Source organism: Thioclava sp. IC9, from assembly GCF_002213225.1.
Lineage (GTDB): Bacteria > Pseudomonadota > Alphaproteobacteria > Rhodobacterales > Rhodobacteraceae > Thioclava > Thioclava nitratireducens.
In genome coordinates this window covers 100,276-112,818 of sequence record NZ_NBNX01000004.1, presented here as the reverse complement: position 1 = coordinate 112,818, position 12,543 = coordinate 100,276, and the positions used below count along the sequence as shown (strand labels likewise).

General features: G+C 62.4%; 13 protein-coding genes and 1 tRNA gene. 4 read left to right on the top strand and 10 right to left on the bottom strand.

Annotated features, from left to right (window positions below):
- Positions 1 to 23: 23 nt before the first annotated feature.
- The 6 genes from B6V76_RS11890 to tsaD form a co-directional block, all read right to left on the bottom strand.
- Positions 24 to 1,064, bottom strand: a complete 1,041-nt coding sequence (locus tag B6V76_RS11890; protein WP_088723508.1) for a substrate-binding domain-containing protein — start codon at positions 1,062 to 1,064, stop codon at positions 24 to 26.
- 131 nt (positions 1,065 to 1,195) lie between these two features.
- On the bottom strand, positions 1,196 to 1,807 hold the full coding sequence (locus tag B6V76_RS11885) for a CbiX/SirB N-terminal domain-containing protein (protein ID WP_166504591.1): 612 nt from the start codon (positions 1,805 to 1,807) through the stop codon (positions 1,196 to 1,198).
- A gap of 319 nt (positions 1,808 to 2,126) precedes the next feature.
- A complete protein-coding gene (locus B6V76_RS11880) occupies positions 2,127 to 2,549 on the bottom strand; it encodes an EVE domain-containing protein (RefSeq protein WP_088727533.1) in 423 nt (140 codons plus the stop codon).
- Positions 2,549 to 2,818, bottom strand: coding sequence for a YciI family protein (locus B6V76_RS11875; RefSeq protein WP_088727532.1), 270 nt, complete (start codon positions 2,816 to 2,818; stop codon positions 2,549 to 2,551). Before B6V76_RS11875 ends, B6V76_RS11880 begins: the two co-directional genes overlap by 1 nt.
- 1 nt (position 2,819) lies before the next feature.
- Positions 2,820 to 3,776: an NAD(P)H-dependent glycerol-3-phosphate dehydrogenase gene (locus B6V76_RS11870; RefSeq protein ID WP_075776710.1), complete on the bottom strand. Its 957-nt coding sequence runs from the start codon at positions 3,774 to 3,776 to the stop codon at positions 2,820 to 2,822.
- Entirely contained in the window at positions 3,773 to 4,867 is a 1,095-nt protein-coding gene (gene tsaD / locus B6V76_RS11865; RefSeq protein WP_088727531.1) for a tRNA (adenosine(37)-N6)-threonylcarbamoyltransferase complex transferase subunit TsaD, read from the bottom strand. Before tsaD ends, B6V76_RS11870 begins: the two co-directional genes overlap by 4 nt.
- Positions 4,868 to 4,940: 73 nt before the next feature.
- Between tsaD and B6V76_RS11860 the strand changes: the two genes are divergently transcribed.
- Complete coding sequence (locus tag B6V76_RS11860) at positions 4,941 to 5,666, top strand: uroporphyrinogen-III synthase (protein ID WP_088727530.1); 726 nt, start codon at positions 4,941 to 4,943, stop codon at positions 5,664 to 5,666.
- Between the two features lie 166 nt (positions 5,667 to 5,832).
- Here B6V76_RS11860 and B6V76_RS11855 read toward each other — a convergent pair whose 3' ends face one another.
- Positions 5,833 to 6,255 carry a hypothetical protein gene (locus tag B6V76_RS11855; protein WP_088727529.1) on the bottom strand — a complete coding sequence of 141 codons (423 nt, stop codon included), beginning with the start codon at positions 6,253 to 6,255 and terminating at the stop codon, positions 5,833 to 5,835.
- Between the two features lie 94 nt (positions 6,256 to 6,349).
- On the opposite strand from B6V76_RS11855, the gene B6V76_RS11850 reads away from it, so the two are divergent.
- The 3 genes from B6V76_RS11850 (at position 6,350) to B6V76_RS11840 (ending at position 8,905) form a co-directional block, all read left to right on the top strand.
- A complete protein-coding gene (locus tag B6V76_RS11850) occupies positions 6,350 to 7,249 on the top strand; it encodes a hypothetical protein (protein WP_141104915.1) in 900 nt (299 codons plus the stop codon).
- 10 nt (positions 7,250 to 7,259) lie between these two features.
- Positions 7,260 to 8,777 carry a heme biosynthesis HemY N-terminal domain-containing protein gene (locus B6V76_RS11845; RefSeq protein ID WP_075776705.1) on the top strand — a complete coding sequence of 506 codons (1,518 nt, stop codon included), beginning with the start codon at positions 7,260 to 7,262 and terminating at the stop codon, positions 8,775 to 8,777.
- A 52-nt stretch (positions 8,778 to 8,829) separates the two neighbouring features.
- Positions 8,830 to 8,905, top strand: a tRNA-Thr gene (locus B6V76_RS11840).
- Between the two features lie 82 nt (positions 8,906 to 8,987).
- On the opposite strand, the gene B6V76_RS11835 is transcribed toward B6V76_RS11840, so the two are convergent.
- From B6V76_RS11835 to flgK, 3 genes are read right to left on the bottom strand one after another with little or no spacing between them, the layout of a single operon-like run.
- Entirely contained in the window at positions 8,988 to 10,085 is a 1,098-nt protein-coding gene (locus B6V76_RS11835) for a flagellar basal body P-ring protein FlgI (RefSeq protein WP_075776704.1), read from the bottom strand.
- Entirely contained in the window at positions 10,085 to 11,086 is a 1,002-nt protein-coding gene (locus tag B6V76_RS11830; RefSeq protein WP_088727527.1) for a flagellin, read from the bottom strand. The genes B6V76_RS11835 and B6V76_RS11830 overlap by 1 nt, the downstream gene beginning before the upstream one ends.
- Before the next feature lies 1 nt (position 11,087).
- Positions 11,088 to 12,542 (bottom strand): flagellar hook-associated protein FlgK, encoded by a 1,455-nt coding sequence (gene flgK, locus B6V76_RS11825; protein ID WP_088727526.1) that lies wholly within the window; start codon positions 12,540 to 12,542, stop codon positions 11,088 to 11,090.
- Position 12,543: the final 1 nt, after the last annotated feature.

Sequence of the window (12,543 nt, the reverse complement as noted above, 5' to 3'; positions counted from 1 at the left end):
CCCCCTGAAGATAGCGGTCTCGATTACGAGCCCGAACCCATGGTCACTTCGTTCGCCACGGCTTCCTGGGTCTTCGCCAGTTCCGGGTCGGCGACGAGGCCGTATTGAGCGAGCGGGCCGTCGGGGCCAGCCATGTCGTCGGAGACGAAGAACTCAGCGTATTCCTTCAGGCCGGGGATCACGCCGATATGCGCTTTCTTGACGTAGAAGTAGAGCGGACGCGACACCGGGTAGTCGCCCGACGCGATGGTCTCGGTCGAAGGCTCGACGCCCGACATGGTCGCAACTTTCAGCTTGTCGGTGTTGTTCTCGTAGAACGCCAGACCGAAGACGCCGATGCCGTTCGGGTTCGAACCGATGCGGGCGAGGGTCTCGGTGTAGTCGCCGTCGATATCGACAGCCTTGCCGTCGGTGCGGACTTCCATGCAGGCTTTGCTGGCAGCCTTGTCGTCCATGCCCGAAGCCATGAAGGCTTCTTTGGCGCCGGTGGCTTCGCAGCCAGCTTCCAGAACTTTCTCTTCGAAGACTTCACGGGTGCCGTGCTTGGTGCCCGGGATGAAAGCGACGATGTCGGCATCCGGCAGGTCCGAGTTGAACTCGTTCCACTTGGCGTAGCTGTTGTCGACGATCTTGCCGTCCTTCAGGACCTTCGCGCCGAGCGCGTTGAAGATGTCCGAGGGCGTGAACGCGTTGAAGGCCGGGCCGTCTTTTTGCGACGCGAAGACGATGCCGTCATAGCCGATGCGAACTTCCATGATGTCGGTGACGCCGTTGTCGGCGCAGGTCGCGACTTCCTTGTCCTTGATCTTGCGCGAAGCGTTCGCGACGTCGATCGTGTTTTCGCCAACGCCTTCGCAGAAGCGCTTCAGGCCAGCCGAGGAGCCGCCCGATTCCACGACCGGGGTCGGGTAATCGAAGTTTTCACCGAAAGCTTCGGCGACGATGGAGGCGTAGGGCAGCACGGTCGAGGAACCGGCGACCTGGATGTTGTCACGCGCGATGGCGGCGGTGCCCGAAACGGCGACGATCGCGATCGCGGAAGCGGCGAGGTTGAACGATTTCATAGATCACTCCCAGTGTTCTGAAATTTGGGCCGTCGTGTGGCCTCAGCGCGGTCCTAGGCGTCTTCGGTGACGCTTATGCAAACATTATGTAACAGCTATGTGACAATCTACGAGTCCGTGAAGGATCGTGATCAGCCTCGCGAAATCGCCTGTGCAATCAGGACGGGAACCTCACGATGCGCCCCGATTTCGGGCAAAAGGCTCCCCCGGTAGCTAGCCGCCTGCAACGCCTGCGGAATATCGCCTGTCACATGTCCTGCCCGCAGCGCGAAGAACGGCAAACACACGCCATCCGGGTGTGCGCGGGCCACGTCTTCAAGGTAGGGCGGCTCCTCGATCAGGGCCACATGAATCTCCGGCATGAGCGGATTCCGGACCAGAGTTTCCGCTATGTCGTAAACCGAATTGCGCGATTTCCGCGAGATTTTCGACCCGTGCGCCACGAGAATCACCGGCGAGTCGGTCGGGACATTTTCTGATTCACGCGCATCGAAAATGACCTTGGTCAGCAGACCGGGCAGCGCCGGATCGACGCCGAACGGATCGAGCTGGCGCGCATCAGATCCCGCAGCCGCCAGCCGTCGCGGAAGTTCGGTCTTTGTGAACCAGCCCTGGGCCATGAAATAGGGATAAATCAAAGGGTTTTCGTGCCGCGCCAAGGCGGCTTCCAAAGACCCCGGAGTCGCGAGCGTCGCCGCATCTATCGAGCGCCCGGAGCTTTCTGCTGCAACCTTTTCGGCCAAGGACAGCAGGGCCTTTTCCTGAGTTTCAGGCTCTGACGGGGATCCATGTGCGACGAGAATGACCGGTTGCATGGCCTTAGATTAGCGCGGCGGCGTCCCTTGGCAACTGCCCGATTTCCGCGTGAATTCTGCATTAACGCTATGAATTTTAAGAGTATTGTCCGCAGATGCCATTTGCACGAGCATTTCTTTGGATATACGGAGATCAGAGAGGCTAGGACGGCCAGACCCGAGATTTTGTTTCACGTGGTGCGCAGGGGTGCGCGCGGGGTGACGGAGGGTTCTGGCCGAGTTGCCGGAACCCTCCAGTTTTTCCGGCTCAGTTCGGATCGGTCTCGCCCATGTCGCAGACGATCTCCCATTCTTCTTCCGTGACGGGCTGAACCGACAACCGCATCGAGGTGACGAGCGACATCTCCGACAGGCGCGGCTCGCCTTTCACATCGGCCAGCGTGACAGGCTTGGTGAACGGCCGCACCGCCTTGAGATCCACGCAATCCCAGCGCGGATCGTCGGTCGTCGAATCCGGATGGCTCTCGGCGACGACTTCGCAGATGCCGACGACCTCCTTGCCGATATTCGAATGATAGAACAGGCCGCGATCGCCGATCTTCATCTCGCGCATGTTGTTGCGCGCGAGATAGTTGCGGATGCCGTCCCATTCCTCGCCCGCATCGCCCTTGGCGACCAGATCGTCCCAGGAAAACTTGTTTGGTTCCGATTTGAACAGCCAGTACCGCATCAGCCGATCACCTTTTTCCACGCCTTGACCTGCACATCCTCGAACAGGCCCGCCTTGGCATAGGGATCGTTCGCCGCCCAATCCTGCGCGGCTTTGAGGCTGTCGACTTCGAGGATCACGAGTGAACCCACCATCTGTTCATTCTCGATAAACGGGCCCGCCATGAAGACCGCGCCGGTCTCTTCGATATAGGCGAGATGCGCCTCGCGATTGTCCAACCGGGTTTGCAGGGCGCCGGGTTTGTCGCGGCAGATCACGGCAAAATACATCTCATTCCTCCTTCAAGGGGCGGGCGAGCAGGGCCTGCATCGCCTCGTCCACGCTGATTGTTCGTTCGGTAAGCGCAAGAACCATCGCGGCGACGGGAATTTCCAGCCCGCGCCGATGCGCCAGCTTGTTCAGGGCCCCGGCGGTCGCGACGCCTTCGACGGTGATCGATGGATCGAAGCCTTCGCCGGACCCGATCGAGCAGCCCAACCGGAAATTGCGCGATTGCGTCGAGGTGCAGGTCAACACCAGATCGCCGAAGCCCGACAGACCCGACAGCGTCTCGGCCCGCGCACCCAGTTCCGTCGCGATCCGCAACATTTCGGCGAAGCCGCGGGTCATCAGCGCGGCGCGCGCGGAGTCCCCGAGCCCCGCGCCGATCACGGTGCCCGCGGCGATCGCGTAGACGTTTTTCAACGCACCGCCGAGTTCCGCCCCGGTCGTATCGGTCGTGCGGTAAAGCCGCAGCGTCGGCGTCGACAGCTCGGCCTGCAATTCCTCGGAATGATCGGCGCAGGCAAGCGTCAGGGCGGTCGGCAGACCGCGCGCGATATCGGCTGCGAAACTCGGCCCCGTCAGCACGGCGGCGCGGGCGCCGGGCACCTTGGCGCGGATCAGGGCCGTCGGCCCTTGGCCAGTGGAGAGGTCGATTCCTTTGGAGCAGGAGACCAGGGTTTTGCCCGCGAGCGTCTCGGAATGGGCATCGAGAAACCCGGCCATCTTCTGCATTGGCATCGCGAGAAGCAGCGTCTTGGCGGCGAGTGCGTCCTCGATGTCTGCCGAAACAGTGATGTCTTCGGGCAGCTTCACACCCGGAAGGCGGCGCGAGTTCTCCCGGCTTGCCTGCATGGTCCGAACCTGCTCGGCATCGCGCGCCCAGAGGGTCACCGGTCCGTTTTGAGAGAGGCTCACCGCCATCGCGGTGCCGAAAGCGCCCGCGCCCAAGACCGAAATCGTCATGCCTTTGCCCCCTTCTTTCCCGATCCGAGAAGCGGCGCGGCGCTGCGGTCCAGCGGCCAGCGCGGGCGGGCGACCAGATCCATCCCGTCCTGCGCGCCGCTGCGGAACCGCTCGATCCCGGCCCACGCGATCATCGCCGCGTTATCGGTGCAAAGCTTTAAAGGAGGGGCCACGAATTCGGCGCCCATTTCTTGTGAAGCAGTCTCTAATCCGGCCCGAATGGCCTGATTGGCCGCGACGCCGCCTGCGACCGCGAAACCGGGATTGGCGGGCGAAAGCTTTAGATATTCTGCCAAGGCACGACGCGATTTCTCGACGAGAACATCCGCGATTGCCTGCTGAAAACCGGCGCAAAGATCGGCGCGGATCTGGCGCGGCAGCCCGTCATGCTCCGCGACCACCTGATCGCGGGCGCGCAGCAGTGCCGTCTTCAGCCCGGAAAAGGACATATCGCAGCCGGGCCGATCCAGAAGGGGCCGCGGGAAGGCGAAAGCCTTGGGATCGCCCTTGCGCGCCTCGGCCTCGACGGAGGGGCCGCCGGGTTGGGGCAGTGCCATCAGTTTCGCTGCCTTGTCGAAGGCCTCGCCTGGCGCGTCGTCGATCGTGCCGCCGAGCCGCGAAAAATCTTCCGGCCCCTTCGCGATCAGGAACTGGCAGTGCCCGCCGGAGACGAGCAGCATCAGATAGGGAAACTCCAACCCGTCGGTCAGGCGCGGGGTTAGCGCATGGCCCGCCAAATGGTTGACGCCAACCAACGGCAGACCTGCCCCAACTGCGAGCCCCTTGGCGCACATTACCCCCGACATCACCCCGCCGATCAGCCCCGGACCCGCCGTCACGGCGATGCCATCCAATGCGCCGAGCCCAAGCCCGGCTTGCTCCAGCGCCTCTTCGACGCAGAGATCGAGCTTCTCCGCATGGGCGCGCGCGGCGATTTCGGGGACCACGCCACCGAAGGCGGCATGCAGATCGGTCTGCCCGGCGACGACGCTCGAGAGGATTTCCGGCTTACCATTCGTGAGGCGCACGATCGCCGCCGCCGTATCGTCGCAGCTCGATTCAAGCCCGAGAAAGGTCAGCGTGTCGGTCATCCGGGTGCCTGTTGCGTGGGTTATCCAACGCAGGTAACACCGGGGAAGCGTTCGCACAATCCCGGGGCGGTGCATGGACAGCCAGTCTGAGAGACCGATTCTCCTCGTTACGCGACCCGCTGTTGCGGCAGAGGGATTCGTTCGGGCCTTTCGCGACAGGTTTGGCACCGATTGGCCGGCTGTAATCTCGCCACTGACCGAGATCGAGTTGCTGGACACGCCGATCCCCGAGTTCCAGACAGCGATCTTCACATCGCAACATGCGGTGGCCGCGTTTCATCGGATGGCGCAGGGAAGGGGCCGTCAAGCCTATTGCGTGGGGCTGCGCACGGCACGAGCGGCGCGCGAGGCCGGGTTCGACGCGATCGCCGGGCCGGGCGATGCCGAGGCTCTGAGCGAATTGATCGCCCGGCAGCAACTCGGCGGAAAACTGCTCTTCCTGAGAGGGGAGCAGATTGCCTACGACCTTGAGGAACGGCTGAATTCCGCCGGAATAGAGACTGAATCGACGATCCTCTACCGCCAGCTTCCGCGTCCGTTGAGCGCCGAGGCGAAGGCGGTTCTGCGCGCATCGCGCCCTGTTTTGGCACCGATTTTCTCGCCGAATGCGGCGGACCGCTTCCTTGATGCGCTGCCGCAGGCGCCGCACCCGCCGCTCTTTGTCGCAGCCATGAGCGAGGCAGTGGCGTCTCGCCTAAAAAGCGCTAGCTTGTGCCATCTGGAAGTCGCTCGGCATCCTGACGCGCAAGGGATGCTCGATGCGCTTGCCGTCTTGCTGCAAAGGCAAAAGGCGGGTTGAGCAGGCGCGGGCGGACTTCTAAGTTGATATGAACGCGCAATTTGGTGCGGCAGCGGAGGGCTTAGACGATGGCGAAACGGACAACCGGAAAATCTTCCGAGACGAGCAAGCCGGAAGACGCGAAATCGACCGCCGAGTCCGAGGCCAAAACCGACGCCGCCACTTCTCAAACCTCGTCGAAGGACACCAAGGCGGCGGCGTCGCCCGAGGCGAAAGATAAGCCGAGCACGGCTGCCGCCAGTAAAACGGACACCGCTGCGAAATCGAGCGCGTCGGCGAAGCCGACCTCCACCTCTACGTCTTCGTCCAAAACGGATACATCCAAGACCGCGAATGAGGCCGCCAAGTCGACCTCCACTCCGACCTCAGCGCCAGCGACCAAATCCGACACCCCCGCAAAATCGGATGCCGCGTCGAAGTCCAGCTCTACACCTGCGAAGGCTGAGACGACTTCGACTCCGGCTACGAGCAGCGCCAAGGCGGAGATCGAGCCGAAGAAAAGCGAGACAGCGAGCGGCTCGGAGAATAAGTCGCAGACCACGAAGCCGGCGACTGCGACGAGCTCGACGAGCAGCTCGAACGCCGACAAGACCTCGCCGAAAAGCGATACGGCAACGTCCGGTGCGTCGTCTCAGCCTGTGATCGAAAAGCGGGGCGGGTTCGGCTCTGCTTTCCTCGGAGGCGTGATTGCTGCCGTGATTGGGGCCGGCGTCGCGATCTGGGCGATCCCGAACCTGCCGCCGCAGCTTTCGGGATGGCTTCCGAACGCGCCGACCCCGGTCGATGGGGCCGCCATTCAAAGCCAGCAAGACGATCAATCGAAACAGATCAGCCAGCTCTCGGAAGAGCTCGCGACCCTGAAATCGTCGCAACCGCCGGCGCCGGATCTGTCCGGTGTGCAGAGCGCGCTCGATCAGGTCAACGCGGATATCCGGACGAATAAATCGGCGCTCGAGGACTTGAAATCGCAGATCGCGTCCCTGCAAAGCGACAATGGAGGCAGCGCGGCTCAGGCCGAAATCGAGGCGGCAGCGAAAGCCGCCGAGGCTCGGATCAAAGAGGCCGAAGCGCAGGCCCAGAGTCTGAAATCGCAAAGCGAGGCGGCGGCCAAGGCGGCGATGATGCAGGCCGCGGCGGCGCGCGTGAAAGCGGCGCTCGATGCGGGAACGTCGCTCGACGCGCCGCTGGCCGATCTGCGCGACGCGGGTGCCGACATTCCGGCGGCGCTCAACGGCGACATCCCGAGCCTTCAGTCGTTGCAATCGAGTTTCCCGGATGCCGCGCGAGCCGCGCTTCAGGCGGCGCGCCGGACCGAAACGGGTGGCTCGATCAGCGATCGAGTTGGCGCCTTCCTTCTGGCGCAGACCGGGGCCCGGTCGGTAGCGCCTAGAGAGGGCGACGGGGCGGATGCGGTGCTGTCGCGGGCGCAGGCCGATGTCGATCGCGGCGCGCTCTCCGATGCGCTCGACGAGATCGCGAAGCTGCCCGACCCGGCGCAGGAGGCGATGTCCGACTGGGTGAACCGGGCGAAAACGCGGATGGCGGCGATCGACGCGGCCAACCAGCTTGGCGCGACGCAATAAGGAGACAGACATGATCTGGTCATTCATCAAAATCGCGCTGTTTCTGATTGTCGTCGCCGCCGCGACGCTGGGCCTCGCGCATCTCGCCGAGATGACGGGCGGTCTTCGGATCACCACGCTCGGCATGGAATTCACCCTCGGCCCGCTTCAGGCGGTGATCGCGGCGATTGTCCTGTTCATCGCGATCTGGATCGTGATCCGTATCGTCGGTCTGGTGGTGGCGTTCTTGCGCTTCCTGGCGGGCGACGAAACCGCGATTACCCGCTACTTCGACCGCCATCGCGAACGCAAAGGCTATCAGGCGCTGTCCGAAGGGTTGCTCGCGGCGGCGTCCGGCGAGGGCAAGCTCGCGATGTCGAAAGCGGCGAAGGCCGAACGCTATCTGCAACGCCCGGAGCTGACCAACCTTCTCACCGCGCAGGCTGCCGAAGCCTCGGGCGACTCGAAGAAAGCGACCGAAGTCTACAAGCGGCTTCTGGCGGATGATCGCACGCGGTTCGTCGGGATTAGGGGGCTGCTGCGGCAGAAGCTCGAAGCGGGTGACACCGAAACCGCGCTGAAGCTCGCGCAGAAAGCCTATGCGATCAAACCGCGCCATCGCGAGGTTCAGGATACGCTTCTGAGCCTGCAGACCGAAACGGGCGACTGGAAAGGTGCGCGCGAGATCCTTCAGGCGAAGATGCGTCAGGGCGAATTGCCGCGTGATGTGCATAAACGCCGCGACGCGGTGCTCGCGCTGCAAGAGGCGAAGGGTGTTTGGGAAGAAGGAGCGAGCGTCGAGGCGCGTGAGGCCGCGATTTCGGCCGCCAAGGCGTCGCCCGATCTGGTGCCGGCCGTGGTGATGGCGGCGCGCGCCTATATCGACAAGGGTAAGAAGGGCGCGGCGGAGCGGATCCTGCGCAAGGCGTGGGAAGTTCAGCCGCATCCCGATCTTGCCACCGCCTTCGCCGAGATCGCCCCGGACGAGTCGCCCGATGCACGGTTGAAGCGATTCTCGAAGTTGCTTTCGAGTCGTCCCGACCATGAGGAAACGCGGCTTCTGAAAGCCGAACTGAACATCGCGGCCGAGGACTTCCCGGCGGCGCGCCGGGCGCTGGGCGATCTCGTCGAGACGCATCCGACGGCGCGGTCGCTGACGATCATGGCCGCGGTCGAGCGTGGCGAAGGGGCGGAAGATGTCGTCGTGCGCGGCTGGTTGGCCCGCGCCCTGACCGCGCCGCGCGGTCCGCAATGGTGTTGCGACAAGTGTCAGAACATCCAATCCGAATGGACACCGATCTGTGATAACTGCAACGGTTTCGACACGCTCAGCTGGCGCGAGCCGCAACAGGCGCAATCGCCGCTGCCGCATGGGGCGGAGATGCTGCCCTTGATCGTCGGCAAACCGGCTGCGGAGCCCGCGTCGAAGGAGGAGGATCAGTCGGAGGACGCTGCCATTCAGGACGCTGAAATCGTCGATCCGCCGAAGGATGAGGGCGACGCTGCAGGCGCATCGAAGGAGGCACAAAGCCGAACTGCGACAGCTTGATCATTTTGGGGCTACACATCCCCGAAAGAGCATGGTAATCGCCCGCCAGAGTGCCGGTGTAGCTCAGCTGGTAGAGCACGTCATTCGTAATGATGGGGTCGTAGGTTCGAGTCCTATCACCGGCACCACTTCCTGAAAGTTCAGGCGCAAAGGCGGAACCGCAAGGTTCCGCCTCGCTTGTTTCCGCCTCGTTTTTCGAGTGTCTTTCGATCAATTTACCACAAACTCAGCATGCAATGCCCCCGCGGCATTGATGCTTTTGAGGATGTCGATCATATCGCGCGGACTGACGCCGAGCGCGTTCAGTCCCGCCACCACTTCCGATAGCGAGCTGCCCTGCGCGACCTCAGCCATACGAATGCCGGGCTCTTGCGTCAGCGTTGCCTGCGATCTGGGCACCACGACCGTATCACCTTGTGAAAACGGATTGGGCTGCACCACGAGGGGACTTTCTTCCACTTTGAGGGTCAGGTTTCCCTGGCTGACGGCGACCCGCGATATCCGCACGTCGCGGCCCATGACGATCGTGCCCGAACGCTGGTCGACCACCACCCGGGCGCGCTGCTCCGGTTCGACGCTGAGATTCTCCACTCGCCCGATTGCATGTGCGACCGAGCGCGCGCGCGTCTCGCGGATGTGCAATGCGACTGTGCCGCCATCGAGCATTTCCGCGACGCGTCGGCCGTATTCGCGGTTGATCGCGTTTTCTATCCGGGCTGCGGTGGTGAAGTCTGGCGTGCGTAGCGCGAGGCGCACCGTCTCCAGATCATTTATCTCAAACGCGATTTCACGTTCGACGCGCGCGCCGGAAGGAATGTTTCCCGCGGTCGGCACCCCTTGAGTCACCGAAGCGCCGTTCCCTTGTGCTACCGCTCCGCCGGCAATGATGGCGCCCTGCGCCACCGCGTAAATCTCTCCATCCGCCGCCTTCAGGGGGGTCATGACGAGGGTGCCGCCGAGGAGACTCTTCGCATCGCCAATTGCTGAGACCGTGATGTCGATTTTACTTCCTGCGCGGGCAAAGGGCGGCAGGCTCGCCGTGATCATGACGGCAGCGACGTTTTTCGGCCGAAGCTGCTCCCCGGTAACGTTAACGCCCAGTCGTTCGAGCATGTTTGACATGATTTCTTCGGTAAAGGGAGCGTTGCGCAACCCATCGCCCGTTCCGTTCAGCCCAACGACGAGCCCATAGCCGACGAGGTCATTTCCGCGCACGCCATCGAACTCGACGAGATCCTTGATCCGGATCGGTGCGCTTAGGACGAGCTGCGGAATGATCAAAAGCGCAATAAGAAAACAGCGCCACATCACATGTAACCCGTCATCGAGAGGTTAGAGAGCCGGCTGGTCAGTAGGTAGAGCGTCTCGATCTGAGACCGTACCGCTTCGAGCGCGGTCGCGGACTCGTAGGGGTCGGCCCCGATGAGTGTCGTTCGTGCGATTTCGAGACTGGCGCGTTCGGCATCGTTTCGCGTAGCGGCCGAGGCGATCTTGCCTTCGACAGAGCCGACTTTCGCTGCCAGTTCGACAGTCGAGAGAGATCCCGAGTGAATTCTCTCGCCCGCCCCCTTTGCGAGCGCACTTCGCTGGATTAGATTTCCGTCAAACAACCCGCGGTCCAGAAGCGCGCCTATGGCGTAGCCTTTGATCGTATCTTTGATGCGTGGATCGTCCGCGGTGACGTCAATTGCCGCGGTCTCGCTTTCTGCGATGTGAAATTTACTTCGCGCTTCGCCGCCTTGATAGAAGGTTGCGCTAAATCCGGCGGGATCGTCGAACCAAACATCGAGCGTCATGAGCACGTCCGTCGCGCTGGTCGCTCCCGCGATCTCCGTGGAAAGGGAGGCGAGAATCGTTTCTGAACCGGGCAGCGGAGGCGTGTCGCCGCTGTCGCCCGCGAATATGTATCGCCCGACTGAATTCGTGTTGAGAGTTGCGATCAAGGCGTCAAACTTTTCGGCAGCAGACGCTACGGTTGTGTCGATCATTGTCTTGCTGGCGGTTGTCGCCGCGGACATGAGTGCCATGCTGACGCCATCGTCGAGGTTGGCAACACGCTCGAGGCTGCTTTGCATCGCTTCGGTGTATTGGCGCGCCTCGCTGGTAGCGAGAGCGAATGCATCTAACAGTCTGAGGCTTCGATTGATCGCAGTGAGCGCGCTGAAATCGCCCGCAACGGCGGTGCCGAGGTCGGATTTTACGCCTGACGTCACTTCTCGGGTAAGGCTTGCCAGTCTCGTATCGAGCGCGGCGCTGTGGCGTCGCATCTGGAAATTCAGCGCCATGTCTCCGACCGAGAGATAATTCATCTCAAATCTCCAGAAGCTGTTTGATCAGCGCGTCCGCGGTTTGGATGACCCGCGCGTTGGCGCTATAAAGCTCTTCAATTTGCAGAAGTTTCTGCATTTCATGATCTGTATCGACGCCATCCGCGAGCGCCTGTTCTTTCAATGTATCGTAGCGGGTCTTTGCGTAGGTTTGTGTCGCTTCATTGCGCTGTCGGTCGCTCGTCACTTGGGAGAGAAAGCTCGCGAAAAGTTCCGCGCTCGAATGACGCGAGGAACCGAAATTGCCAGAGCTGGGCGCGGATGGGGTCGTGAAGGCGGAGGCGAGGGCAAAAAGATTTTCCGCGTTGCTCACAGGGCCGGGGGAGGCGGCACCGAACCCGTCGCGCAGCAGGGAGAGCGCGCCGCCTTGTTCAGGGTCCGCAAGCGGGTTGATAGCGATCCGGCCGGCGAGGCCGGTTTCATCGAGCGGATCGAGCGGGCCTCCATCATCGGTGAAAAGCCCTGCTGTGCCGCCGCTGAGTGTCGGGTCGATCGCCGGATCGCTGACCCTCTCAATGAGGTCGCGAGAGAGTGCATCTATCTGGATTTGCTGGTTTGGGGCGAGCGTATCACGGATCGTGAAGAGAGCACCCAGTGATCCGCCGCCGAGGAAGCCGCCCTCGTCGATCGAGACGGCGTTTCCGTTGAGGGTCAAGCCGGAGAGGGTGCCTCCGACGTAGGTCATATCCGGTGTGATAATGCCGGTTGATGTGAAACCGATTTCTACGGGGTTCCCTTCGAGAAGAACGGCGCCGCCCGTGGTAAAGAGGGCGATTTGGTCGTTTTCGCGGGTGGCTTGCCGGATGGGGACGATGCTGGAGATCTGGTCGACCAATGTTTGGCGTTGATCCTTGAGCGCATTCGTGTCGTGGCCCGCGGCCTTTCCAGCCAGTATCGTAGCGTTGAGTTCGTCGACCTGCGAGAGGGCGGTATTCAGGGTGTCGACCTGTGCCGCGATTTGCCGGTCTGCAGTCATTCGGCTGTCCTGCAGATGTGCCGAAAGCGCATTCAAGTGATCCGTGACGGCCCGGGCGGAGTCCAGCACAGTGGCTAGGCGGGCTTCGCTTTCTGGGCGGCTGCCAGCCTCAACGAGTGAAGCTTCAAACTGCGCAAATTTGGACGACAGGGAACTCGCGTCCTCTGGTGTGCCGATACGGGCTTCGAAGGTCGACAGGAAATCGTAGCGGAACGACGCGTTTTGTGTTGCGGCCTCGGAGAGGCGAAGATCGCTTCGAAGAGTCTCGTTGACGATACGATCCACGCTCAGAACGCGGACTCCGGCGCCTTGCCGGCCGACCATCTGGGCGCCAAGTGAAACCTCGCGCCTGGCGTAACCTTCGGTAAGCGCATTCGCGGTGTTGGAGGCGACGACCTCTGCCATACGCGAAGCCGCGGTGAGCCCCGACAAGGCATTGGACAGCGTTTGCGAGATTCCCATT

Bases quoted from the DNA above. Each gene is read 5' to 3' on its own strand.
- B6V76_RS11890 (WP_088723508.1), bottom strand. From the start codon at position 1,064: ATGAAATCGTTCAACCTCGCCGCTTCCGCGATCGCGATCGTCGCCGTT.
- B6V76_RS11880 (WP_088727533.1), bottom strand. From the start codon at position 2,549: ATGCGGTACTGGCTGTTCAAATCGGAACCAAACAAGTTTTCCTGGGAC.
- B6V76_RS11875 (WP_088727532.1), bottom strand. From the start codon at position 2,818: ATGTATTTTGCCGTGATCTGCCGCGACAAACCCGGCGCCCTGCAAACC.
- B6V76_RS11870 (WP_075776710.1), bottom strand. From the start codon at position 3,776: ATGACGATTTCGGTCTTGGGCGCGGGCGCTTTCGGCACCGCGATGGCG.
- tsaD (WP_088727531.1), bottom strand. From the start codon at position 4,867: ATGACCGACACGCTGACCTTTCTCGGGCTTGAATCGAGCTGCGACGAT.
- B6V76_RS11860 (WP_088727530.1), top strand. From the start codon at position 4,941: ATGGACAGCCAGTCTGAGAGACCGATTCTCCTCGTTACGCGACCCGCT.
- B6V76_RS11845 (WP_075776705.1), top strand. From the start codon at position 7,260: ATGATCTGGTCATTCATCAAAATCGCGCTGTTTCTGATTGTCGTCGCC.
- B6V76_RS11835 (WP_075776704.1), bottom strand. From the start codon at position 10,085: ATGTGGCGCTGTTTTCTTATTGCGCTTTTGATCATTCCGCAGCTCGTC.
- B6V76_RS11830 (WP_088727527.1), bottom strand. From the start codon at position 11,086: ATGAATTATCTCTCGGTCGGAGACATGGCGCTGAATTTCCAGATGCGA.
- flgK (WP_088727526.1), bottom strand. From the start codon at position 12,542: ATGGGAATCTCGCAAACGCTGTCCAATGCCTTGTCGGGGCTCACCGCG.